We start from the raw sequence: 22,939 nt of genomic DNA on the forward strand, positions 1-22,939 counted from the left end.
GTCCCACCCGCCAAGCATTCTCTGGGTTCCTTCGCTGCTAAATTTATGAGCGAATTTGCAATCGAGCGACACCAGCTCAAGCGTCTTTGCTCTTGACGTCCTTGGCCGGCTTAGCTGGGCGAGGACGTTTTTCTTCAGCGTTTTTGGGGCTGACCACATGCTTCTCAAAGTCATGCGCGACTGAAGGATTCAGGTTGCCGCCAATTGTGTTGGGAACTTTGGGAATGTTTTTGCCGGACGTTTCGTTGCGCTGCTGCGTACGGATAGGCATTTCCAGAATTTTGCTCTCCCCGTGCGGGTTTGGGCTTTTCTCTCACATTTCCTGGCCGGACTGCCGCCCCGCTGGAGAAACGATCCTGGGCCCTTTGTGCTCTGCCATACGCCACCTCCCACTGAATGTGAGATGGCGAAGTCTGCTGCCGGGTGGCGTCAAAATCGAGAGCTGACGCCAACCCGGCACAAACTGCATTGCGCAACGTGCGTTTTTACCAGACGCGGCACGCGTTTTCAAGCACCAGAGGCTTGCCTTTGGCGCAACCGAACGCCTTGGCGAACTCCGGCATGTTCGCGATGGTGTTATTGACCCGGTACTTGGGAATCGAGTGAGGATTGGTGAGGACCGCGGTGCGCATGATTTCCGGCCGCAACTGGCTGCACCAGTTATTGGCGAACGAGAGGAAGAAGCGCTGCACTTCCGTCAGGCCGTCGTCGCCCTTGGTTTCAAGCGTTTTTCCCTGCTGCTTCAGGTCATTCTCCAGCGCGATCAGGGCCAGGTAGAGTCCCCCATTGTCCGCGGTGTCTTCACCCTGGGTAAGCAGCCCATTCTGCTTCACGCCGGCTTCAGGAATTTCCTGGGTGTATTCGTCGGAAATGCACTTGCCCCGTTCGTCATAGTTCTTGGCGTCTTCGGCAGTCCACCAGTTCGTGCAGGTTGCCTTTATCGTCAAACTTGCGGCCCTGGTCGTCAAAGCCGTGCGTGATTTCATGGCCAATCACCGAGCCTTCAGCGCCAAAGTTTGTAGCGTCGTCCGCATTCGCGTTGAAGAAAGGCGGCTGCAGGATTCCGGCGGGGAAGTTGATGGTGTTGAACTGCGGATCGTAGTAAGCATTGATCGTGGGCGGCGTCATGGTCCAGTCATAGCGGTCAATCGGCTTGCCGATTTTTTGCAGCCAGCGGTTGTATTCAAACGCTGTGGCACGATGCACGTTTTCCAGATAATTATCCGGCTTAATTTCCAGGGCCGAGTAGTCGCGCCATTTGTCGGGATAGCCGACTTTATCCAGGATGCCATGGAGTTTGGCGCTGGCCTGCTTCTTGGTGGCACCGGTCATCCAGTTCACGTTGGTGATGTCCTGGTCCAGGGCGCCCTCAATCGCTTTTACAATGCGCAGCACGCGTTCTTTGCTGTCCGGAGGAAAGGCGCGGGCAACATAGGCCTGGCCCAGCGCTTCACCCAGCGCGTTGTCCGTGGAGTGTACGCAACGCCGCCAGCGTGGCGAAAGCTCCGGTGTGCCAGTGAGCGTGTGCGCGAAGAAGTTAAAATTTTCATTCACGAATGCCTTGCCCATATAAGGCGCGGATTCGTGTGCCAGTTGCCATTTGAGATACGCTTTCCAATGAGCGAGAGGATGCTGCTGAATGGCATGCTCAAGGCCCTTGAAGAAATCCGGCGAGGTCACCAGAAACGTCTGCTGTGCGGGAGCGTGCACCAGCGTGAGATAGCGCTGAAAATCGAATGAGGGAGTTAACTTCTGAAGCTCCGCCAGCGTCATCTTGTTGTTAATATTTTTGGGATCGCGGCGTTTCACCACGTCCATGGCGGCATTGGCCAGTTCGGTTTCAATCTGCATTACCACGGCGGCGTCAGCGGTGGCCTGTGATTGGGACTCGCCACTGAGCTTGAGCATGTTGGCTATGTGCGCCAGGTATTGCTTGCGGATCTCCTGGGACTTGGCATCGTCTTTGGAATAAAACTCGCGTCCGGGCAGTGAGAAGCCGCCCTGGTCAAACTGCGCGACCGTCTTTTGCGCGTCGTCATAATCCTGAATGGCGGACAAGCCGAACAATGGCGCGAAAGTCGCGTTATCATCGACTGCCCAGGCGCTTCCAATGGTGGAGTGCTGGTGGGCGATCTGGTCAGCCAACTGCGATTTCTGCTTGAGATCGTCAATGCGCTTCAACTCCGCCTGAAAGGCCTTGGCGGAAGAGCTTTCGACTGCAGTCTCATCCATGCAACTGGTCCAGTAATCGCCTATCTTCTGTTCCACGGCTGTGCGGCCCTGTTTTTTGGCTGCGGCTGCTTCCAGCGCCTGGCGCAGCACCGTCTCATTCCATTGCTGCAGCGGGCCCGCAACGCCCCAGCCTGCGCGGTCAGGAGGAATGGGGTTGGCGGCAAAAAATTTGCTGCAGGTGTACTGGTAAAAATCCGTGCAGGGATCGATCTGCGGATTTACCTGGTCCGCGCTCAAATGCTCAAGCTTGGGCAGCTCTTCTGATGAAGCGCTTTTCTGCTGGGAAAAAGCAAATGTTGAGAGGCACAAGAAAACCACGAGAAACAAGCGACGCATTCAAAATCCTCCTGGGATAAAGCGCAGACGGGGTTATCTATCAAAAATGTCTATGTGATCAGACGCATAAACACGGAAATGGTGGGCAAAAAAGTCAATCAACATGCTTGTTGCCGCTTACTTTCCAGCCTTGGCTTTGGCCTGCTGGTCCCTGCGATGGCTGGCCCACCGCTCTTTGGTGACCTGGTGGCTGCGGCCCAGGGCCAGAGCGTCCGCGGGAACGTTTTTTGTGATGGTTGAACCCGCGCCCACGTAAGCTCCTTGCCCAATACGAACGGGCGCCACCAGGGTGGAGTCGCTGCCGATGAAAGCGCCTTCTTCAATCACGGTCATGTGTTTGTTGACGCCATCGAAATTGCAAGTAATAGTGCCCGCGCCCACGTTCACGTCTGCGCCGATATCCGAGTCGCCGAGATAACTGAGGTGGTTGGCTTTGGTGCCGCGTCCCAGGCGGGTCTTTTTTATTTCGACAAAATTGCCCACATGCGCGCCCTCACCGATCTCGCTTCCAGGACGCACATGGGTGTACGGACCAAGCTGCGCTCCCGCGGCAATGGTGGATTGATCAATGATGCAGCCGGGACGAAGCAGCACATTGTCAGCAATCTGCGAATCGCTGATGACGCTGTAAGAGCGTATGCGGCAGTCCGAGCCAATGCGCGTGCGGCCTAGAATCTGCACGAAAGGCTCAAGAATTGTGTCCGCGCCGATTTCAACGTCATTATCGATCGTGCAGGTTTCCGGCCGATAAATGCTGACGCCCGCGGCCATCAGATCAGCGCATTTGCGCCTGCGCATGGTCGCATCCAGAGATGACAGCTCCGCCAGAGTGTTTGCGCCCAGGACTTCAGCAGCATCGGAGGCTTTAAGAGCTAGCACGGTGGCCTTGCTTTTTACCAGCAGCGCAGCCATATCTGTGAGGTAAAGCTCGTGATGCGCGTTGTTCGTGCTGAGGCGATCAATATTGGCAAATAGCGGCTTGGTGGCAAAAGCGTAAATGCCGGAATTGATCTCACGTTCTTTCTGCTGAGATTTGGTCAGAGCCTTCTGCTCCACGATGGCTTTCACACGATCACTGGAGCCGGCGCGAATCACACGACCATAGCCAAAGGGATCGGGAGGCTCAGCGGTAAGAATCGTCATGGCAGCTTTTTTGCCGAGATGGAAATCGCGCAACTGAGCAATGGTCTCAGGACGGATCAAAGGCACGTCACCGGAGAGCACGAGGATGTTCTGGTATGAGGACACCTGTTCGCGAGCGCACATGACGGCGTGACCGGTGCCGCGCTGTTCAGCCTGCAAGACAAACTGAACGCCCAAGGGAGCAACAGCCGCGCGCACCTTTTCAGCCTGATGGCCGACGATGACAAAAATGTGCTGGGCGGGAACGATCTGCTGCGCAGCCTTGATTACATGCGCCAGAAGAGGCTGGCCGGCGATTTCATGCAGGACTTTGGCGCGGCTGGATTTGAGCCGCGTACCTTTCCCCGCTGCCATGATTACTATGGCGAAATCAGGATTACCGTTGTTTTTCACGTTAGGCATCAAGCCATCATCTTAAAGCCTGCCGGGCCAGTTCGGGGGAGCGACGGGCGGAATATGCCAGCCGCACCAGTTCCTGGCATAGGCGGTCAGTGGCGTGACGGGCAAAATGGCTTTCCATGATGAAGTTGCCGGGAATGCACTTGACGCCGAGCGCCTCAATGGCAGGAATATCAGCTTCCACCTGCTCGGCATGCTCTTCCGCATAGCGCTCTCTCATGCTCGCTGAAACAGGGACCGTATTTACCAGGGCGTAATCAAAAATCCTGCTCGGGGAGTGATCATAAATGGCCCGGATGTGGTCAGAGGCTTTCATGTGCAAGCTTTCATTGGCTTCCGTCATCAGGTTGCAGATGAAGACCTTGACGGCGGGCGAGGCCGCGATAGCTTGAGGAATGCCGCGAACCAGAAGATTCGTGACCAGGCTGGTGAAGAGCGAGCCCGGGCCCATGGTGATGACGTCGGCAGCGGCGATGGCCGCCAATGCCTGCGGCAAAGGCTCAGGATTGGCCGGCACAATCTGCAGTTCAACGATCCGGCGCTGGCTGGCATTGATATTTGTCTCACCCAGCACCTGCGAACCGTCGTCCATAATGGCTTTGAGCTGCACATTGGCCGAGGTGGCAGGGAGGATGTGTCCGCGGGTGGCCAGGATTTCCGAAGCCTGCTGAACGGCCACGGCAAAGTCACCCGTCATGGCCGTGAGCGCGGCCAGAAACAGGTTGCCGAAGTTATGTCCTTCAAGGTCGCCAGGACTGGAGAAGCGAAACTGAAACAGCTTGGAGAGAAAGTTCTCGTCTTCAGAGAGCGCGACAAGGCAGTTGCGGACATCGCCGGGCGGCAGCATGCCCAGCTCACGACGCAGCCGTCCACTGGAGCCGCCATCATCACTTACGGTGACCAGTCCGGTGAGATCTGATATGTAGGGCCCGTCGGGAGCAACTTCGCCGGTGCGCACTGTGTATTGCTTAAGGCCTTTGAGCAAGGTGGAAAGGCCGGTGCCGCCGCCGATGGCGACAACACGAATCCCGCGAGCTGAGCGGCCACGATTCTGCTCTGCTGGCGGCGGCATGCGCGTTGCGCTAGCGCTTCCTTTGGTCGAAGTTGGAAGACGGAAGGTCAGTAGGCTCAGGGTAGAGCAATTCAGTAAAGCGGGGATCGTCAGCCATATTCTGGAAATCCGAATCGTTCCGGGCCTGGAAACGGTTCTGCGGATTCAGCCGGATGGATTCGCCCAGATTCTTGAGCGAGCTTTCAACCTGGCCGGTCAGGCAATCCACCACGGCCATACCGTAATAAGCAAAGTCCGCCTTGGGATTGCTCTTGAGGATCTTCTCCATATGGGTGCGGGCCTGATCAAACTGGCCTCCATTCAGGAGAGAAACAGCGTAATCAAAGTGCTCCTCATGCGTCTTAAAAGTGGTGGCTGCCCCGGCCAGTTGCTGATTGCAGAGGTTCAGATGGACGCGGGCGCGATCCATCAGTTCGCGGTTACCGGCTGCGAGGATCTTCTCCAGCAGGGTCTTGGCTTTCTCGAATTTGTGCTCCTGCATGGCCTTGACGGCAGCCTCATAATTTTGCACAGCCTGTGCAAAACCAGGGTCTTCCCTGAACGTCGGCTTTTGCGGCGGAGCAGGTGGTTTCTTGCCAGCCATGGTCTTTCTAGTCCTAATGGGTTTTGATTTCAATGGTTTAGCAGGCAAACGCTTAACGTTACCTGCCAGTTTCTTCTTCATTCTATTGTTTCCTTGCGGCTCAGGTCAGAATAGCAATGAAAACGCGCTGTGGAAATCAGAAGAACCAGCTATTCCACAACGACAGAGCCGCTCAGGGGTGCAGCCCTTTATACGCAGAAAAAACGCATGCGTCAACTGCACCAAATAGTATGCAAATGTTAGTTTACCGGCTCCGGATTTTGAAGATCCAGCAACTTATAGTCACCCCGCATAATGCCATCACGAATCATCTTAGCCGACCAGCCTTTTTTGGACTGGCGATAAGAATAAAGCGATTCCTGCATGCAAGTGCCACAACTCGCGCCATGCGTACCCTCAAAGCAGCTGCGCAGGCTGGCGTGGCCATGGTTGCGGTCGCAATAGCAATAACAAGGCATCTGATACAGGACCGAACCCACCTTGGCAGCGGCTTTATATGAAGCCACCTGCGCAGGGGCGATCATGCCCTGGTCCGCAAGCTGCTTTTGTGTGAGCACGGGCGGCAGAGTCGTACCGGCCTTGGGAGGCGCGGGATGGAACGCCGGAACTTCAGCGGCCTGGTTCACAAACTGGGCGTGCGTCATGCCGGCGGCAAGAAGGACAGTGAGGACACTTAAAAAATGCTTCATATCGATGCTATTTTACTCCAGAATAGGAGCTACTGAAATAGATACCAGCAATCCTGGAACTACGTATAATCAGGTAATCAGGAAACGGAGCCACCTTAAGTGGAGACGCCACAGCAGGAAACAGTCCAGGTACAGACGGAGCAGCCAGCGCCGGAATCCAGTGGTCTGCGAACTTTACGCACCTGGATGCGGGACCTGTTCTTTTCCGTGCTGGTTTCATTCTTCATCATCCTGTTTGTGTATCAGCCTGTAAAAGTAGAAGGCGGCAGCATGGAGCCGGGCCTGGAAGACCAGGAGCGCATCTTTATCAACAAACTGGTGTACCGACTGGAGAGCATTGAACGCGGCGACATTATCGTGTTCCGCTATCCACGCGATACGCGCAAGAGTTTTATCAAACGCGTGATCGGGCTGCCCGGCGACCACATCAAAATAGCTTACGGACATGTCTACGTGAATGATGAACAGCTCTCAGAGCCTTATGTGCCTTCAGACTACCTGGATGCCCGCTCCTATTCAGACATTGTGGTGCCCGGCAATTCCTACTTTGTGCTGGGCGACCATCGATCCATGTCCAATGACAGCCGCGATTTTGGCCCGGTAATGCGAAGCTACATCTACGGCAAAGCCGTCTTTGGCTATTGGCCCATGGAGAAGCTGGGAATACTGCACTGATCGATAATGTTTAAAAAGCTACAGGTCTCATTGATTTGCAAGTTTGCCCGCAAGCGCCTGGGCAAAGATATTGCTCCGCTCGGAACAATCGCCACGCACCCTGACGTGCTGATTCCTTACACTAAGTTCAGCATGGCGCTGGAGAAAACCAACCTGGTTCCAGCCAAGCTGAAAGTGCTGGGCCAGATCCGCGCGGCCAAGCTGGTGGAATGTCCTTTTTGAATCGACATTAACTCTGCCGGTGGCAGACGCGCAGGCTTGAGTGACGATCAGATCCGCAACCTGAACTGGTACGCGGAAAGTAACCTTTTTTCTCCCGACGAAAAACTGGTGCTGGAGCTGGCGGACGCCATTACAGCGACACCAGCGAAGGTGACTCCTGAACTGCGCCAGCGGCTGCAACAGCGGTTTTCAACTCCGCAACTGGTGGAACTGGCCGCGGCCATTGCGTGGGAGAATTATCGGGCGCGATCAAATCGGGTGTTTGGATTTGGGAGTGAGGGGTTTTATAAAACGAAACCCTGAAGCATCATTGTTGCGTTAACGCAGCCCATGTGGAGAAAACTCTCAGACCCTGTTCCACTCCGACTAGCCAGTCGCGAACGACAGATTTCGCCAGACTAATGGAATCTTCTTATTCCAGAGCTGAGGCAGAGCAGGTCCCTCGATTTTGTGTCGACGTTGCTGTGAATCAGAGCGGCTGCGATTATTTGGGCTTGGAGGCGTTCGAGGTAGATTCTTGTGGCACAGGCACTCTTGCCTGTGCGATTTTCTGCATCCAAACCCATTTGTATTGGCCGGGCCGCTTAGCAAGTCCAGCATTAATCGGATTGGCAAAAATGTACTCCAACTTGTCCTGAAACTCTCCAGCACGCATGATTCTGTCAAATGATTCATCCTGCCAGAGCTGACCACGTCTATTCAGCAATTTATTGATGTTGCGTGCTGAAACTCCTTTGATCCCTTTCATGATCTCAGCAAGAGAAAACGGATAACCATTCTCGTCTTCCAGCGCAGTAAAGAGAAGATGAATGTGGGTTGGCATGATCACACATGCGTGCAATTCAATTTTTCTTCCATTCTCAAAAAGACAATGCCGCAGAGCAATTGATCGCGCAGCCGGAGGCAGATACGGATATGTCCAGACGCGGAAAGTCACAAAGTAGGTTGCATTGAACGCTTCGATGTGCGGCAGGTTTCTTTTATAGCGGTGCATCTTCGGTGTCTGGGTGCTTCATTTCTTGGGCCCTAATTAGTGGCACAGACACTCCTGTCTGTGCCTAAATATCCTGCTACAGGAAACGGTCACAGGCAAGAGTGCCTGTGCCACAAAATCATAGAGCAGGTCCCTCTGGTCCTATGAGTCTGCTGAAGAAAGCGCGGCCTCCTGACGGATCCTCTGGGATGACTGTCGTTGATTTTGGATTTATGCTCTTCGCGGCGAGAATCTCGTCGAGCGCCTCTCCACAAATAGCTACCCCCAAGCAGCAGCCCTCGATTGTCGCCAAACCTGCGCAGCATCGAATGAATCCAATCAGTCAAGGATTTACCATATGCGCGCCAGCAACCTTGCACTAGCTCAGCCTCGCTCCAGAACAATTCATCGAGAACAAATTTCACCGGAAGCCAGGCGTTGCCGCAAAAAATTTCTGCGCTTCTTTCCAGGCGGTTTCGAGGATGAAACGTATCTCGCGTGGGAACGCGATTACAAATGGAATGCCAATCGCGAATGGGACCGCATGCTGAATCAGGCTGTTTACTCAGCATTGCTGCGCGAAGGCAATTATGCTGAGGTCGCGTTGCGCGCGGTAAGGATTGAAGCGCGGACAAACCTGATTTTTTCATTCGAGAAGATGGCGCTGCGCGATGCCGTAAAATCGGACGCGGGTGCGCGCATGTTTGCCATCGGGCTGTATGACTTTCTCCACGGCAAGGGAAAGATGCAGGAGCGGTTTGAGCGATGGTGCGATGTGGTGGCGAGGCTGCCACGCAAGCAGACGCGCGTCTTAACGTGGCCCATTGTGACCGTATTCGGTTTTCTGGCGCAGCCCGAAAAGCACATCTTCCTTAAGCCCAACGTCACGCGAACCGCTGCCCGTGAATATGGCTTTCCGTTTCATTATCAGTCGCGGCCGGAATGGAAGACCTATGCGAGCTGTCTGGATTTTGTCGCTACAGTGCGGGACGATGTTGCGGACCTTGGCCCGCGGGACATGATCGACTTGCAGTCATTTATCTGGGTGCAGGGATCAAGCGAATATGACGAGTAGCTGTTTAACTGCAACGCAGGCAAACCATGGGATCGATGCGCGTCGCGCGGCGCGCTGGGATATAGCTGGCAACCATGGCAACGATCGTCAGGAGCACGGCAACTAAAATGAACGTGAGCGGGTCAGTTGGTTTCACGCCGTAGAGAAGACCGCTGATAAGATGACCGAAAGCGAACGCGGCGACCATGCCGATTGCCACGCCGGTAAGAGCCAGCGTCATGCCCTGCTTCACCACCAGCCTGAGCACGGTGGGCTGCGTGGCGCCAAGCGCCATGCGGATGCCGATTTCCCGCGTGCCTTGATTCACAAGATAGGCCATGACCCCGTAAATGCCGATTGTGGCGAGAACCAGCGCGAAAGCCGCAAACAACGCCAATAAAACAGCGGTGAAGCGCCGTCGTGCAAGAGAGTCCGCGACGCGCTGGTCCATGGTGACAACGTTGTAAAGCGGAAGATCGTGGTCCACTTCATGCAGTTCATGGTTTATAGCGGACGTGAGAGATGCGGGATCAGTGGTTGTGCGCACCACCAGATTTAGCAATCGGCTGATGTACTGGCCGTGCGGCATATAAAACGCAAGGCGTGAATCAGAATCCAGCGTTTCTTGTTTGATGCGGCCAACCACGCCAATCACGGTGGCCCAGACCGGCGGGGCCTTCAGGTCTGTGAAACTGATGCGCTTGCCCAGGGGGTCTTGATTGGGCCAGAGCTGACTGGCCATGAATTCATCCACTATCACAACACGCGGTTTGTCCATGGTGTCTTCATCGTTAAAGTAACGCCCCTTGAGCAGCGGAATCTGCATGGTTTCAAAATAATGGCCGGCGACAACGCGCTCATCGGCATTGATAAATTTTTCCCCCGGCGGAGGCACGCGTCCTTCCACGATAATAGGCCCCCACGCGAGCATACCGCTCAGAGGCAGGGAAGATACAGCACCGGCGGAGGTCACGCCCGGCAGGTGCTCCAGGTTGTCCAGAAATCGGATACAGGTGTCGTGATTTGCTTTTTGATCTTTGTACTTGTCGCCGCTCAGCGCCAGCTCCACCGTCAAGACATTGGAAGGATTAAATCCGGGATCGACAAGTTGCAGCAGGATAAAGCTGCGGAGCAGCAGTCCGGCCACAATGAGCACCACCACGGAGATGGACAATTCAGCAATGACCAGGATCCGGCGCAGATTGTTGCCGCGTCCCCACATCGCGCTTGCGCCTGCCGAACCGCGTTCAGAATCCTTGAGCCTGGCGAGCATATCAACACGCGTCATCCGCAACGCCGGAGCAAGGCCAAAGAGAATACCCGATGCCACCGAGATGAAGAGGGTAAACAACAGCGCGTCACCGCGAATCCCGATCTCATCCAGGCGCGGGACGCTTTTGGGGCCAAGCACATGCGTCCAATGAATGCTCATAAACGCAAAAAGCACGCCGAGCGCGCCGCCGCAAAGCGCAAGCAGCATGCTTTCCGTCAGCAACTGGCGCATCACGTGACGCGTGGTCGCACCCATGGCCGTGCGGATCGCGATTTCTCTTTGCCGTCCTACGGCGCGTGAAAGCAAAAGGTTGGCAACATTCACGCATGCAATCAGCAGCACGCATCCAACAGCCGCCAGCAATAGCCACAAAGTATGGCGTACATTGCCCACAACCTGTTCCAGCAGCGGCAGAATAATGAACGTGAGCCCCCCATTGGGTGGATAGACGTCCGGATGGTCCTGGCGAAGGCGGGCCGTGATGGTGTTCATCTCGGCGCGTGCTTCCTCAAGAGTCACGCCGGGTTTGAGCTTGGCAACAACGTTGTAACCCTCATACCCGCGGTCCGTGGCAAAAGTGGGAAACTGCGGCATGGGAAGAAACAGGTCGGAATGCTCCGCGGAATCCAGTGTTGGCAGGACCTCTCGCGGAAGAGAGAAGTCCTTCGGCAAGACCCCGACAATCTCATACTGGTGAGTGTTAATAATGATGTGCCTGCCCACCATGTGGGGATCTAGTCCGTACCGGCGCGCCCATATTCCATAACCAAGAATCGCAACGTTGGGGCCGCCATAGAGGTCATCATCCGGATTAAAAAGCCGGCCCTGGATGGGACGCACGCCAAACATCGGCAGCAGGTTGCTGCTCACACGGATCACACCCACTCGTTCCGGTTCGCCATCGCCGGTAATGTTGTAATTGCCGCCCACGGCCACGGCCACCTGCTCAAACACGTGGTTGTTGTTCTTGATGTCAAGATACTGCGCGGTGGAAAACCAGTCTTGCGGGATTCCCAGCCCTGGCGACGAGTTCCACAGAATCACCAGGCGGTCAGCATCTTTATACGGCAGGGGACGAAGGAGCAACGCGCTGGTAATGCTGAAAATGGTCGTCGTGGCGCCTATGCCAATGGCCAATGACAAAATGGCAGCCGCGATAAATGCCGGACTCTTGCCAAAGGCCCTTAAAGCGTATCGGAGATCACGTGCCAGGTTGGACATTGCGGAAAGTTATCGTAACATGACTTCCGCCCGATTCCCCATCCCCCAGGATTCTAAAGTACTTAAGTAATTAAGTGCCTGGGGAATGCTCGTGCGCCACCGCCCTCGGTCGTGGGCGGATTGTGGCGAAGGCATGCCTGAGTACTTACATGCATTGGTTGCTTCCCGCAGCTTCTGTTCTTTGTTTTGCCCGGCCCCTGTGGAATAAGTAACGAACCACCAACTTCATTGAGCGCTGCTTCGTGGAAGTCCGGAGCCGCACCCGGCCTATGGTCTGGTTCGTCAACGCGGGGAGCGGGGACCGAATTCTTTACTCCATTCTCCAGAGATTCAACCTGAAATGGAAAAATCGCGCTCTCCAAATGTTTTACACAGACAGCTTGATCACCCAGATACGGGTGATGTTTGACATCGGAAATCGAACGACTTTACAATCAAATCTGCTGCCGACGCCAGGTCGCGCAGCTTGTTTTTTGTCCCGTTTCCCCTCACCTTTTGGCGGTGTAGCTCAGGTGGTTAGAGCGACGGTCTCATAATCCGTAGGTCGTAGGTTCGAGTCCTACCGCCGCCACCAAAGAATATGACTCCAATTTTTCATCCGTCGCTCGGTGAGCGCGCGTGGTGAGCGCCGTATTGCGCGAACCCGGCGCGAGGGCGCAGCCCCTCAGAAAAAAGCCCCGACGGTCTCATAATCCGTAGGTCGTAGGTTCGAGTCCTACCGCCGCCACCAAAGAATATGACTCCAATTTTCATCCGTCGCTCGGGTGAGCGCCTGGGGTGAGCGCCGTATTGCGCGAACCCAGCACGAGGGGCGTAGCCCCTCAGAAAAAAGCCCCGACGGTCTCATAATCCGTAGGTCGTAGGTTCGAGTCCTACCGCCACCACCAAAGAATTTTTGGCTTTCCTTGCGTCCAGATGTAGGTCTGGTGACGCTTTATTGTGCCCATCCAGCTGCTTACGATTTTTCACCAGCAGCTTTCGATCTTGCCCCATTCAGCTCTGGATTCGCGGCACAATAGTTCTGGAGGGAAAATTATGGCCAATATCACTCAGCCAAACCGCACTGATAAAGAAAACGAAAATTACTCATTCCGCTGCGCCGACGCCGGCTTTACCGGATGTTCCTGGGAAGCGAAAGGCTCCAGTCCGGATGAAGTACTGCGCAAAGCGGAGCAGCATGGCCGCGAGCAGCACAACCTGACGTCAATTGATGACGAAACTCGCGACAAAGTACGCAGCAAGATCCGTCACGCCGCCTGATAACCCATCGGCGTGAAATGCCACTCGAAGTCTCATGTCCTCGCAACCCTTCTCGTCTCGGCGGGCCTCGTCAGCCCGCCTTTTTTTGCATGACCATCCGGGACGAGTTCGAGCCGCAAGCGCAAAAATGAGAACGTAAACGCGACCAGACCGAGCTTTTGTCTTTAGGCGAGGGAAGACCGCAGCGGTTCAAAACTTTCGGCATATAAGACAAGTGTCAGGGCACGACTTTAGTCGTGCCGTCAAGCTTTCAGATTGATTGGGCTTTAGCCACTGAAAACACAACCGTCTCGGGCTTGACCCGGCATATGCGCCCTCAAGCGGTGTGAGCGCAGCGACATCCTTAATCTTTTTAAGACGAAGGGGCGAGGCCGGATTGCGCGCCGAGCCGCCTGAGACAGAAGCCTATAGAAGCCTATAGAGGACAATCCAAGCGATACTCATGGCGGTGTGAAGCGCAGCGAGACAATGATCGGCTACAATCAAATGTTTTGCCGGGAACTTCCCCTAGCAGAGCTGAATCTCGACCCATGCTGCGCTACTTTACTGCCGGAGAATCGCACGGAGAGGGCCTTGTGGCTTTCCTGTCCGGTGTGCCCGCAGGTCTGGGCATTGATCTGGCATTTCTCAACCGTGAACTCTGGCGTCGTCAGCAGGGCTTTGGCCGCGGCGGACGCATGAAGATTGAGACCGATAAGGCCCACATTCTCTCCGGTGTGCGTCACGGCAAGACGATTGGTTCGCCGATTTCCATTCTGCTGGAGAATAAAGACTGGGCAAACTGGGAAGAGTCGCTGCCGGTGGAGTCCGGCGATCCTGATAAGCACAAGCGCGTCGCATCTCCGCGTCCCGGACACGCCGATCTTGCCGGCGCTCTGAAGTACAATTTTCCTGAAGCTCGATACATTTTGGAACGCGCTTCCGCTCGCGAATCCGCAGCGCGCGTCGCCATTGGCGCAATCGCCAAACTCCTATTGCGCGAGCTTGGCATGGAAGTGCTCAGCCACGTGATCGCCGTAGGCAAGGCCACTCTGGCGAACGCCGAAGTGCCATGGGAAAAACTTCAGGAGCTGCATGCCAAGCCGGAAGTTCTGCTGAACTGCGCAGATGCCGATTCCGAGCAGCGCATGAAAGCTGAAGTCGATCACGCGCTGCGCACCGGAGACTCCATCGGCGGAGTCTTTGAGGTCGTCGCGCACAACGTACCTCCGGGCCTCGGTACCTTTGCCCAGTGGGACGAGCGCCTCGACGGCAGGCTGGCCATGTCCGTAATGTCATTGCAGGCAGTAAAAGCCGTCGAGATCGGCACAGGCGTTGAGTCGGCGCTTTCATTCGGCTCTGCCGTCCATGATGAAATTGGATACAACAAAAGCAGCGATGCGCACTTTACCGGCTTCACTCGCGCATCCAATCACGCGGGCGGAATTGAGGGCGGCATCTCCAACGGGCAAGACATTCTGGTGCGCGGCTATCTCAAGCCGATTTCAACTTTGCGGCGTCCGCTGGGCTCGGTGGATTTTGCCACGCGTGAGCCGGTCAAAGCCGCGTATGAGCGCTCCGATGTCTGCGTGGTCCCGGCTGCCGGCGTTGCCGCTGAGGCCATGGTGGCGCTCACCCTGGCGCGCTGCGCGCTGGAAAAGTTTGGCGGCGATTCCATCGTCGAAACGCGGCGAAATTTTGCCGGCTATCAACAACAATTGCGGGAGTTCTAGCAGAACGAATGATTTATCCAATCGTAGTCTATGGTGATCCGGTGCTGGAAAGGCCTGCTGAACCGGTCACAGAATTTAATGCTGAGCTGAAGAAGCTGGTCGATGACATGTTTGAATCCATGTACGCGGCACACGGTGTTGGGCTGGCGGCGCCGCAGATTGGCATTGGCAAGCGCATCGCCGTCATTGACACCACATTCAAAGAAGATCCCAACGCCAAACTCGTTCTGGTGAATCCGGAAGTTATTGGCCGTGAAGGCAAGCAGAACGGACAGGAAGGCTGCCTGAGCCTGCCTGATTTCCGTGAGAACGTCACGCGAGCCAACATCGTGACTGTCCGCGCGCAGGATGTAGAAGGGAACTGGTTTGAAAAGACCGGCGACGATCTGCTTGCCCGCGCCTTCCTGCATGAAATTGATCATCTGAATGGCAGGCTGTTTATCAGCCACGTGAGCGCGCTCAAGCGTGACCTGATCAAGCGCAAAATCAAAAAGCTGGTGCGCGCCGGCGAGTGGGCATGAAGCTGGTTTTTTGCGGCACGCCGATGTTTGCCGTGCCGTCACTCGAGCGCCTGCACGCCGCCGGGTTCGAGATCCAACTTGTCGTCACGCAGCCCGACCGACCGCAGGGTCGTGGCATGGCGATGACCGCCCCGCCGGTCAAGCAGTCGGCTTTGAAGTTTGGTCTTCCGGTGATTCAGCCGGAAAAAATCAAGAAGAACGAAGAATTTCGCTCGCAGCTTGAGGCCTTGCAGCCCGACGCAATCATCGTCGTCGGCTACGGCAGAATCATTCCCCCGTGGATGCTGGAGCTGCCGCGCTACGGCAACATCAACGTGCATGCGTCTTTGCTGCCGAAGTACCGCGGAGCAGCGCCGGTGCAATGGGCCATCGCGCAGGGAGAAACCGTTTCCGGCGTCACCACCATGCTGTTGAATGAAGGCCTGGATACAGGCGACATCCTGCTGCAAAGAGAAATGGCTATTCGTCCAGAAGATACGGCTTTGACTTACGCGCCGCGTCTGGCAGAAATGGGCGCAGATATGATCGTAGAAACATTGCGCGGCCTTGAAGACAACAGCGTCACGCCGGTTCCGCAGGACCACGCCAAAGCCACCCTCGCGCCGATTCTTAAGAAAGAAGATGGGCTCGCGGATTTCACGCGCACCGCAACTGAAATTCACAATCGCCTGCGCGGCTTTCAGCCGTGGCCCGGAGCCTACACGCAGTTTCGCGGCAAGAGTTTGAAATTGATCAGTGCCAGGCCCGAAGATACGCCGTCCAACTTGGCGCCCGGTGATCTGCGCGTGGGAGATGAAAAGCTTTTCGTCGGCTGCGGACATCGCACCGTGCTGCAACTATTGCAGATCCAGCCTGAAGGAAAGAAAGTTATGGCCGCGCGGGAATTCATCAACGGCTATCATCCCGCTGCGGCCGAATGGCTGGGTCCAGCCAAGGGCGACTGATCGTGGCCGTCTCTCCAGCGCGCAACGCGGCTTTCAACATATTGTTACGCGTGGAGCGCGAGTCGGCCTATGCGGTCGAACTTCTGCACTCCGGGCTTCTTGACGAACTCTCTCCGGTGGATCGCAATCTCACAACCGAAATCGTCATGGGTGTTCTGCGCTGGCGCTCTGTGCTCGACGAAACCATTGCTCGTCTCAGCTTTACGCCATTCCGCAAGCTCGACTTCGAAGTCCTTACGGCCCTGCGCATGGGCGTCTATCAAAAACAGTTCCTCACAAGAGTGCCGGCGCACGCTGCCGTGAATGAAACGGTAGAGCTGGTCAAGCAGGCTAAGAAAGTCTCGGCTACCGGACTAGTGAACGCAGTGATGCGCAAGGTCAAATCAGCGGCGTATGATCCGCATGCGTCCCGACTGAGCGGCGTCGATTATCTGTCCTCTTCTCTGGCGCACCCAAGATGGCTGGCACAACGATGGGCTTCATCTTTCGGTGATGAAGTTGCCCAGAAAATCTGCGAATACGATCAGCGCATTCCTGCTACCGTCTTGCGTTTGAGCAGTCCAGACGACGAAAACATGATGGTCGAACAGGGCGTCCAGCTTGCCTCCGGCGCGCTGATGGCGACGGCGCGAGTCGTGACCTCCGGGGACGTTAGCGCCACCCAAATGTTCCGCGATGGGCAAGTCTTGGAAAGAAATATCGCCATCCAGGACGAAGGCTCTCAACTGGTGGCTGCGCTTGTTGGCAAAGGTCGTCGGATACTCGATTGCTGTGCCGCTCCCGGCGGCAAGACCGCCGCCATGGCTACCCGCCTGCCTGAAGCTGAGATCATTGCTACTGAGCTGCATCCGCATCGTGCAACTCTACTGAGAAGACTCGCTCCGCAGCAAAACATCCAAGTCATCACCGCGGACGCGCTCGCTCTGCCTTACGGCGCGGACTTCGATCGTGTATTAGCCGACGTTCCCTGTTCAGGAACGGGAACGCTGGCGCGCAATCCCGAAATCAAATGGAAGCTCAAGCCGGATGATCTTCTCGATCTGCAATCGCGCCAGATCGCAATTCTGAAGGCGGCCATGCGGCATGTTTCACCCGGCGGAAGGCTTATCTATTCCACGTGTTCGCTGGAGCCGGAAGAGAACGAGCAGGTAATCGCCGCCTGCTTACCAACCGGGTCCGAATTCAAAATAATTCCGGTACGAAGCGAGCTAGAGCGTTTGCAGGAATCGGGAGATCTGGTCTGGAAGAATATTGACGAACTGACCAGTGGCGATTTTCTGCGGACGATTCCTGGCGTTCATCCTTGTGATGGATTTTTCGCCGCGATCCTCGAAAAGATATGAACCGCAAAGGGCGCAAAGATGGCAAAGCGCAATTGTGAGTTAACGTTTGTATGATAATTCCATTTTTCGAGAGACGCGTCATGGCACGACTTTCAGTCGCGGAGAAAGCTTTATTAGGTTCTGGAGTTTGGTCTCGTGCATAGATTCTGGTGGGTAGAATCTCAAGGACCTCTGAAACTAAAATGTGCTGGGCCGCAACAGCGTGGCTTGCCAAACTATTTTAAATCCCTTTGCGTCCTTCGCGTCCTTTGCGGTTAACTCTTCATTTCCTTACATCAAAGCTTATCGCCGCTCCGGCGGTCACGCGCTGTCCTGCTGCGGGAGACTGCCGAATAATAATTCCGGGCGCCTCTGCAGCGTTAGGGGCATTGCCGCTGACAAGAAGCACCTTGCCCAGGATAAAGCCACCTTTAATCAATGCGATGTTTGCGTCTGCCAATGGTTTTCCTACAAAGTTGGGCATCACGTAGCGCTGGCCGTTGTCCGCGGCGGCAATCAGTAAGCTCACTTTTGGTGACGTCACATCAGACGCTTCGGGTGGCGGTGACTGTGCCAGCACAGTATCAGGGGTCGCGCCGGGAAGGTGTATGGTCGCGACCGTCCCAACTTCCAGCCCGCGACGGCTTACGTTGATCCCAGCTGCATGCTGGCTTTGTCCAATCAGGTTAGGGACTGCGGCGTGCTGTGTTCCCAGGCTGGCGGCCACGCGAATCTTCCATCCCCGGCGCACCGTGGCGCCCGGCGCAGGCGATTGCGAAATGATTCGACCGGTGGGAACTGACGGACTATAGAAGCGGCTTTCCACGGAAAGAACCAGGCCGTCAGAATTGGCAAGGCGTTCGGCCTCAGCAGGAGTGAGTCCAGCCAGCCGCGGCACCTGCACTTCTCGGCCTTGTATGGCAAAGCGCATGGCCAACAGCGCTGAGGAGAGAAACACCAGCAGCAGCACCAGGCCAAGAAAAAAATATTTTATGACTTTTCGCAGCAATCAGTGGGCCTCCGCGTCTCCGGCATGGCGAGGCGGCGTGATGGCTGCGCGCTTAACCGCTGCCGCTTTCTTTTTGTCACTGCCCACAGCCGCAAAGGCCTCGTTTTTCCGCGCAGGATCGGCAACTACCGCGCGCATGAAGTCCAGCCAGATAGGCAGAGCCGCGTGTCCGCCTGTCTCATTTTCTCCCAGGTTCTTTTTTTCATCGAACCCTACCCACACGCCGCAAGTCAGGCTGGGTGTGAAGCCCACAAACCATGCGTCGGTGTAATCATTGGTGGTGCCGGTTTTGCCCGCCACGGGATGGTTGAGTTTCTTTGCGTTGCTTGCGGTGCCGTGCTTCACCACTTCTTCAAGAAGCGATACCATTGTCCGCGCCGTGCGTTGGCTGATTACGTCTTTAGCGTCAGGAAAATCCTGTTCCAGCACGTGACCCTCGTAGTCGGTTACTTTGCGGATGTAGCGCGGCTCAATGCGCAGCCCATCGTTGGGAAAGACTGTGTACGCGGACGTTTGCTCGTAAAGCGTAACATCAGCAGCGCCCAGGGCCACGGGCAGAAAAGGCAGGATTGGCGACGTGATGCCGAAGCGGCGCGCATAGTCGGCTACGGTTGGCATACCGACGCGCTGCGCCAATTTCACCGCCGGAATATTGCGCGACTCGGCCATCGCATGTCGAAGCGTGATGTTGCCTTCAAACTTGCGGTCGAAATTGCGCGGCGCATAGGGAACGCCCGCGCTATTGAACGTGGTGGGCGCATCCATGATGAGGTCGTCCGGTTCGGCTCCTTGGTCAATGGCCGCGGTATAAACGAACGGCTTAAACGATGATCCGGCCTGTCGTGATGCCTGTGTCGCCCGGTTGAACTTTGACGCATCATAATCTCGCCCGCCGACCATGGCTTTGATATCGCCGGTGGCGTTGTCAATGGCCAGCAACGCTCCCTGCGCGCCGGAATCTTGCTCCAGAGAAACTTTCGCTGAGCCATCCGGGTACAGAGCAAGGACCTTTACGTAAACAATGTCGCCCACGGCAAGTATGTTTCTGGGCAGCTTGTGGCCGGTCCATGACAGCTCCGCCGGTCCCAGTGAAGCGTAGTTGCGTCCCAGCTTGATCTTGCAGAATTGCAGCCCAATATCGACTACCAGAGCATGAACATAATCTCCAACGACGAGAGGCTTTTGCCAGTCTACGTCCTGATATTTGCCAATGCCTTCGCCGTTCTGGATCACGTTTTTCAACTGGCCCTTCCATCCGTGGCGACGCTCGTAGGCGGCCAGTCCATCCAGCAATGCCTGTGTGGCGCTTTTCTGCAAATCGAGATCAAGCGAGGTATATACGCGTAAGCCGCCTTCGTGCACTTCATCCGCGCCGTATTTCTTCTCCAGAAAGCGGCGGACTTCTTCCACAAAGTTGGGGGCGGGTGAACGGTCAGGCTGTATGTTCAAGTGCAGGGGCGTGGCCTTGGCGCGGCCGGCTTCTTCGGCGGTGATCTTGCCATCTTCCAGCAGGTTGTTGATGACAAGATTGCGGCGCTTTAGCGCCTTTTCAGGGAAATTGATCGGCGAATAAAAAACCGGCGCTTTGGGCAATCCCGCCAGCAACGCTGCTTCCTCCAGCTTCAAATCTTTTGCGTGCTTGTTGAAGTAGTATTCGGCCCCGGCTTCAAAGCCATAGACTCCATGTCCCAGAAAGATCTGGTTGCAATAGAGCGTGAAGATCTGCTGCTTTGTGAAGCGGCGCTCTATCTGCAAAGCAAGAAGCGCTTCCTGCACTTTGCGGCTAAAATGGCGCTCAGGAGAAAGAAACAGGTTGCGTGAAAGCTGCATGGTAAGCGTGGAAGCGCCCTGTGCGCGCGAGCTTGACGTTATGTCGCGATAGGTGGCGCCAAAGACCCGCCAGAAGTTGATGCCCCAGTGCGTTTCAAAAGTCTTGTCTTCTGTGGAAAGAATGGCGTCACGCAGCACCTTGGGAAAATCATCATAGGAAGCCAGCACGCGGCGCTGTAAGGCAAATGATCCTATCTGCCGGCCCTGATCGTCATAAAGTTCCGTGATCGTGCTGGGACGATAGCGTTCAAGTTCGCTGATTTGCGGCAGGTCAGTGGAGTAGACAATCAGCAATCCCGCCGTGGTTCCCAGGAACGCCGCTGTCAGAACCAGCACGCTGAACACAACTCTGCCCACCAGCGGTTTTCCAGCTACTTTGTCTGGCGCTGGTTCAGCAAGCGATGGTCCAGCAAGAGAGTCCATGGGGTGAGGTCAAGGCCAGAATAGCATGGTTCCCCTGCTGACCCAGCATGACAACAGGACATGCGCTAGGAACGCAACATTTACTCTTGCCGAAATAAAAGCGCGCCGCGCAGGGCGCGCCTGTTGGGAGACTAGAGAGGCCTCTAGCTTTTCTGCGTTTTCATTTTCAGGACTTCAATCGCGCGGCGCAGCTGTTCATCTTCTTTAGGTTGCGTCTTCTGCGGCTCATCGTTCGGACTGCTGTCATCGTCATCAGAGACAGCAACAATGTCATCATTGGAAGCCACCGCAATATTCGGCGTGATGCCCGTATCCTGTATGACCTTGCCGTTCGATGTGTAGTACTTGGCCACGGAGAGAATCAGCGCCGAACCATCCGGCACTTCAATCAGCTTCTGTACTGAGCCTTCGCCAAAAGTCTTGTCGCCAACAACGTCACCACGGGTGTTATCAAGAATTGCCGCCGCCACCAATTCCGCAGGGCCGGCAGTGCCGCGATTTACCAGCACAGCCAAGGGCAGATCGGTGATCTTCTTCTGAGGATCAGCAGTGTAAGTTACTTTTTCAACCTTCTGGCCTTGCAGGGACCCTATGGTGCCTTTGCCCAGGAAGAGATTGGCCACGGCCACGCCTTCCTCTTCTTCGCCTTCAGAGTTGTTGCGCAGATCAAGCACCAGCTTCTTGGCGCCTTTTTTCTGCAGGGACTTCACCTTCTCGGCAATTTCCGCGGCTTTGCCCTTGGTCAGTACCTGGGCTTTGATAATGCCGGTATTGTCCGCAGCCATTGTCTCAGTTACGGCCGGAAGAGCGACAACGTCGCGAACTACCGTGATCTTTTGCGGTTCAATTTTGCGCGTGCGGATAATGGTCAATTCCAAGCGCGAGCCGGGCTCGCCCACCAGATGATTTTTCACCGCGGCCAAAGATAGATCATGCGTGCTTAGGCCTTCCACGGTTTCAATAATGTCTCCGGAGTTCAGGCCGGCTTTGTCGGCGGGGCCGCCCGGAATCACAGAGATGATGGCGGCATAACCGAATCTCTTGGAAACCGTAGCGCCAATGTTGGCTTTGCCTTCCGTCTTCTTCTGTTTGAAGACTTTGTATTCAGACGGAGTGAGATAGCTGGAGTCAGCGTCCAGCGATTCCAGCAGGCCATGCAGCGCGCCGTTTGTGACCGCGCTCATGTTGGGCTCTTCCACATATTCCGCGCGGACGCGATAAAGCACTTCGCTGTAAACGCCAATGTGTTTGAGGGTTACGTCACCGCTGCTGCTGGCGCCGGAGGCATGTACGCCCAGGCTGCCTATCATGACAAAAGCGATGATCAACATGGAGCTGGTCAGGAGGAGAACTTGGATCTTTTTCGACATCAGATCGACCTTTATATTCCTTATTGAGACGAAGAACGCCTGCAAGGTGAGCTACCACTATTATAGCTACCTTTTCTTGGATGCAGCTCAGCTTTCCTTTGGAGCAGGAAAATCTTAAGTCACTGGCCCCGATGGCAGTTCATCCCACACTGGTTAGAACGAGTTATCTGCAATTTTTTGCGCTTAATGACGGGCAGTGAGGATCCCCAGGATCTCTCTAAGCCCTTGCCGGACTTGCTTTAACTCGCCCCGGTTGGGGGTGGGGACGGCGAAAGGTAAAGGCGACTGTTTGCGCTTGGTTTCCGCCCGCAGTTGCTGGCGCGCTCCCGCTATGGTGAAGCCCTGATCGTACAGGAGCTTCTTGATCCGCAGCACGTTCTCCACGTCGATTTTCCGGTACATCCGCTGGCCGGTACCACTCTTGGAGGGCTTGAGCTGGTTGAACTCGGTTTCCCAGAAGCGGAGCACATAGCTGGGCAGGCCGCAAAGGCGGCTGACTTCGCCAATGCGAAAGTAGAGCTTGTCCGGAATGACGACTTCGCCGGAAACGGATTTCCGGACGGTAGTCTTTGCAAGTTTATGCATTGGGGGCCACGGACGAAGCGGCTAAGCGGATATTAAGTCCGATAACGGTAAGCCGTCAACCGAAATAATCCACACGGCCGCTTCTCCCTGA

22 protein-coding genes and 1 tRNA gene are annotated in these 22,939 nt (G+C 55.6%); 10 read left to right on the forward strand and 13 right to left on the reverse strand.

What is annotated here, in order from left to right; translation table 11 throughout:
- Positions 1–76: 76 nt before the first annotated feature.
- From LAO76_22215 to LAO76_22245, 7 genes are all read right to left on the reverse strand, one after another.
- Positions 77–271 (reverse strand): hypothetical protein, encoded by a 195-nt coding sequence (locus tag LAO76_22215; protein ID MBZ5493643.1) that lies wholly within the window; start codon positions 269–271, stop codon positions 77–79.
- Between the two features lie 214 nt (positions 272–485).
- Positions 486–947: a hypothetical protein gene (locus LAO76_22220; GenBank protein ID MBZ5493644.1), complete on the reverse strand. Its 462-nt coding sequence runs from the start codon at positions 945–947 to the stop codon at positions 486–488.
- Positions 889–2,568, reverse strand: coding sequence for a M13 family metallopeptidase (locus LAO76_22225; protein ID MBZ5493645.1), 1,680 nt, complete (start codon positions 2,566–2,568; stop codon positions 889–891). Before LAO76_22225 ends, LAO76_22220 begins: the two co-directional genes overlap by 59 nt.
- Before the next feature lie 117 nt (positions 2,569–2,685).
- On the reverse strand, positions 2,686–4,113 hold the full coding sequence (gene glmU / locus LAO76_22230) for a bifunctional UDP-N-acetylglucosamine diphosphorylase/glucosamine-1-phosphate N-acetyltransferase GlmU (protein ID MBZ5493646.1): 1,428 nt from the start codon (positions 4,111–4,113) through the stop codon (positions 2,686–2,688).
- Positions 4,114–4,120: 7 nt separating this feature from the next.
- On the reverse strand, positions 4,121–5,182 hold the full coding sequence (locus LAO76_22235; protein MBZ5493647.1) for a YvcK family protein: 1,062 nt from the start codon (positions 5,180–5,182) through the stop codon (positions 4,121–4,123).
- Positions 5,183–5,192: 10 nt separating this feature from the next.
- Positions 5,193–5,846 (reverse strand): hypothetical protein, encoded by a 654-nt coding sequence (locus tag LAO76_22240; protein MBZ5493648.1) that lies wholly within the window; start codon positions 5,844–5,846, stop codon positions 5,193–5,195.
- 158 nt (positions 5,847–6,004) lie between these two features.
- Positions 6,005–6,454, reverse strand: coding sequence for a PCYCGC domain-containing protein (locus tag LAO76_22245; protein ID MBZ5493649.1), 450 nt, complete (start codon positions 6,452–6,454; stop codon positions 6,005–6,007).
- A 186-nt stretch (positions 6,455–6,640) separates the two neighbouring features.
- Here LAO76_22245 and lepB point away from each other — a divergent pair, with 186 nt between their 5' ends.
- The 3 genes from lepB to LAO76_22260 are packed head-to-tail and all read left to right on the forward strand — an operon-like array spanning position 6,641 to position 7,654.
- Positions 6,641–7,129, forward strand: coding sequence for a signal peptidase I (gene lepB / locus LAO76_22250; protein ID MBZ5493650.1), 489 nt, complete (start codon positions 6,641–6,643; stop codon positions 7,127–7,129).
- Positions 7,130–7,135: 6 nt separating this feature from the next.
- Positions 7,136–7,351 carry a hypothetical protein gene (locus tag LAO76_22255; GenBank protein MBZ5493651.1) on the forward strand — a complete coding sequence of 72 codons (216 nt, stop codon included), beginning with the start codon at positions 7,136–7,138 and terminating at the stop codon, positions 7,349–7,351.
- Positions 7,352–7,387: 36 nt separating this feature from the next.
- Positions 7,388–7,654 (forward strand): hypothetical protein, encoded by a 267-nt coding sequence (locus tag LAO76_22260; protein MBZ5493652.1) that lies wholly within the window; start codon positions 7,388–7,390, stop codon positions 7,652–7,654.
- Positions 7,655–7,835: 181 nt separating this feature from the next.
- Here the strand turns inward: LAO76_22260 and LAO76_22265 are convergent, their stop codons facing one another.
- Positions 7,836–8,174: a transposase gene (locus LAO76_22265; protein MBZ5493653.1), complete on the reverse strand. Its 339-nt coding sequence runs from the start codon at positions 8,172–8,174 to the stop codon at positions 7,836–7,838.
- 508 nt (positions 8,175–8,682) lie between these two features.
- Here LAO76_22265 and LAO76_22270 point away from each other — a divergent pair.
- Positions 8,683–9,399: a hypothetical protein gene (locus LAO76_22270; protein MBZ5493654.1), complete on the forward strand. Its 717-nt coding sequence runs from the start codon at positions 8,683–8,685 to the stop codon at positions 9,397–9,399.
- 4 nt (positions 9,400–9,403) lie between these two features.
- Here the strand turns inward: LAO76_22270 and LAO76_22275 are convergent, their stop codons facing one another.
- On the reverse strand, positions 9,404–11,872 hold the full coding sequence (locus tag LAO76_22275) for an ABC transporter permease (GenBank protein ID MBZ5493655.1): 2,469 nt from the start codon (positions 11,870–11,872) through the stop codon (positions 9,404–9,406).
- A gap of 497 nt (positions 11,873–12,369) precedes the next feature.
- Between LAO76_22275 and LAO76_22280 the strand changes: the two genes are divergently transcribed.
- From LAO76_22280 to rsmB, 6 genes are all read left to right on the forward strand, one after another.
- Positions 12,370–12,446: transfer RNA gene (locus LAO76_22280), tRNA-Met, on the forward strand.
- A gap of 461 nt (positions 12,447–12,907) precedes the next feature.
- Positions 12,908–13,132: a DUF1059 domain-containing protein gene (locus tag LAO76_22285; GenBank protein MBZ5493656.1), complete on the forward strand. Its 225-nt coding sequence runs from the start codon at positions 12,908–12,910 to the stop codon at positions 13,130–13,132.
- 530 nt (positions 13,133–13,662) lie between these two features.
- Positions 13,663–14,844: a chorismate synthase gene (aroC, locus tag LAO76_22290; GenBank protein ID MBZ5493657.1), complete on the forward strand. Its 1,182-nt coding sequence runs from the start codon at positions 13,663–13,665 to the stop codon at positions 14,842–14,844.
- A gap of 8 nt (positions 14,845–14,852) precedes the next feature.
- The gene (gene def / locus LAO76_22295; GenBank protein ID MBZ5493658.1) at positions 14,853–15,365 is read left to right on the forward strand and encodes a peptide deformylase; all 513 of its coding nucleotides are present in this window, start codon (positions 14,853–14,855) and stop codon (positions 15,363–15,365) included.
- The gene (gene fmt / locus LAO76_22300; protein ID MBZ5493659.1) at positions 15,362–16,309 is read left to right on the forward strand and encodes a methionyl-tRNA formyltransferase; all 948 of its coding nucleotides are present in this window, start codon (positions 15,362–15,364) and stop codon (positions 16,307–16,309) included. The genes def and fmt overlap by 4 nt, the downstream gene beginning before the upstream one ends.
- The gene (rsmB, locus tag LAO76_22305) at positions 16,282–17,652 is read left to right on the forward strand and encodes a 16S rRNA (cytosine(967)-C(5))-methyltransferase RsmB (protein MBZ5493660.1); all 1,371 of its coding nucleotides are present in this window, start codon (positions 16,282–16,284) and stop codon (positions 17,650–17,652) included. The genes fmt and rsmB overlap by 28 nt, the downstream gene beginning before the upstream one ends.
- Positions 17,653–17,914: 262 nt before the next feature.
- On the opposite strand, the gene LAO76_22310 is transcribed toward rsmB, so the two are convergent.
- From LAO76_22310 to LAO76_22325, 4 genes are all read right to left on the reverse strand, one after another.
- The gene (locus LAO76_22310; GenBank protein MBZ5493661.1) at positions 17,915–18,640 is read right to left on the reverse strand and encodes a PASTA domain-containing protein; all 726 of its coding nucleotides are present in this window, start codon (positions 18,638–18,640) and stop codon (positions 17,915–17,917) included.
- Complete coding sequence (locus LAO76_22315) at positions 18,641–20,893, reverse strand: PBP1A family penicillin-binding protein (protein ID MBZ5493662.1); 2,253 nt, start codon at positions 20,891–20,893, stop codon at positions 18,641–18,643.
- Positions 20,894–21,036: 143 nt separating this feature from the next.
- Complete coding sequence (locus LAO76_22320) at positions 21,037–22,263, reverse strand: PDZ domain-containing protein (GenBank protein ID MBZ5493663.1); 1,227 nt, start codon at positions 22,261–22,263, stop codon at positions 21,037–21,039.
- 183 nt (positions 22,264–22,446) lie between these two features.
- Positions 22,447–22,848: a MerR family transcriptional regulator gene (locus LAO76_22325; GenBank protein MBZ5493664.1), complete on the reverse strand. Its 402-nt coding sequence runs from the start codon at positions 22,846–22,848 to the stop codon at positions 22,447–22,449.
- Between the last annotated feature and the right edge of the window lie 91 nt (positions 22,849–22,939).

This window comes from Terriglobia bacterium (assembly GCA_020072645.1).
In the GTDB taxonomy this organism is placed as follows: Bacteria; Acidobacteriota; Terriglobia; order Terriglobales; family Acidobacteriaceae; genus Angelobacter.

Bases quoted from the DNA above. Each gene is read 5' to 3' on its own strand.
- LAO76_22215 (MBZ5493643.1), bottom strand. From the start codon at position 271: ATGCCTATCCGTACGCAGCAGCGCAACGAAACGTCCGGCAAAAACATT.
- LAO76_22225 (MBZ5493645.1), bottom strand. From the start codon at position 2,568: ATGCGTCGCTTGTTTCTCGTGGTTTTCTTGTGCCTCTCAACATTTGCT.
- glmU (MBZ5493646.1), bottom strand. From the start codon at position 4,113: ATGCCTAACGTGAAAAACAACGGTAATCCTGATTTCGCCATAGTAATC.
- LAO76_22235 (MBZ5493647.1), bottom strand. From the start codon at position 5,182: ATGCCGCCGCCAGCAGAGCAGAATCGTGGCCGCTCAGCTCGCGGGATT.
- LAO76_22240 (MBZ5493648.1), bottom strand. From the start codon at position 5,846: ATGAAGAAGAAACTGGCAGGTAACGTTAAGCGTTTGCCTGCTAAACCA.
- LAO76_22245 (MBZ5493649.1), bottom strand. From the start codon at position 6,454: ATGAAGCATTTTTTAAGTGTCCTCACTGTCCTTCTTGCCGCCGGCATG.
- lepB (MBZ5493650.1), top strand. From the start codon at position 6,641: ATGCGGGACCTGTTCTTTTCCGTGCTGGTTTCATTCTTCATCATCCTG.
- LAO76_22255 (MBZ5493651.1), top strand. From the start codon at position 7,136: ATGTTTAAAAAGCTACAGGTCTCATTGATTTGCAAGTTTGCCCGCAAG.
- LAO76_22265 (MBZ5493653.1), bottom strand. From the start codon at position 8,174: ATGCCAACCCACATTCATCTTCTCTTTACTGCGCTGGAAGACGAGAAT.
- LAO76_22270 (MBZ5493654.1), top strand. From the start codon at position 8,683: ATGCGCGCCAGCAACCTTGCACTAGCTCAGCCTCGCTCCAGAACAATT.
- LAO76_22275 (MBZ5493655.1), bottom strand. From the start codon at position 11,872: ATGTCCAACCTGGCACGTGATCTCCGATACGCTTTAAGGGCCTTTGGC.
- LAO76_22285 (MBZ5493656.1), top strand. From the start codon at position 12,908: ATGGCCAATATCACTCAGCCAAACCGCACTGATAAAGAAAACGAAAAT.
- aroC (MBZ5493657.1), top strand. From the start codon at position 13,663: ATGCTGCGCTACTTTACTGCCGGAGAATCGCACGGAGAGGGCCTTGTG.
- def (MBZ5493658.1), top strand. From the start codon at position 14,853: ATGATTTATCCAATCGTAGTCTATGGTGATCCGGTGCTGGAAAGGCCT.
- fmt (MBZ5493659.1), top strand. From the start codon at position 15,362: ATGAAGCTGGTTTTTTGCGGCACGCCGATGTTTGCCGTGCCGTCACTC.
- rsmB (MBZ5493660.1), top strand. From the start codon at position 16,282: ATGGCTGGGTCCAGCCAAGGGCGACTGATCGTGGCCGTCTCTCCAGCG.
- LAO76_22315 (MBZ5493662.1), bottom strand. From the start codon at position 20,893: ATGGACTCTCTTGCTGGACCATCGCTTGCTGAACCAGCGCCAGACAAA.
- LAO76_22320 (MBZ5493663.1), bottom strand. From the start codon at position 22,263: ATGTCGAAAAAGATCCAAGTTCTCCTCCTGACCAGCTCCATGTTGATC.
- LAO76_22325 (MBZ5493664.1), bottom strand. From the start codon at position 22,848: ATGCATAAACTTGCAAAGACTACCGTCCGGAAATCCGTTTCCGGCGAA.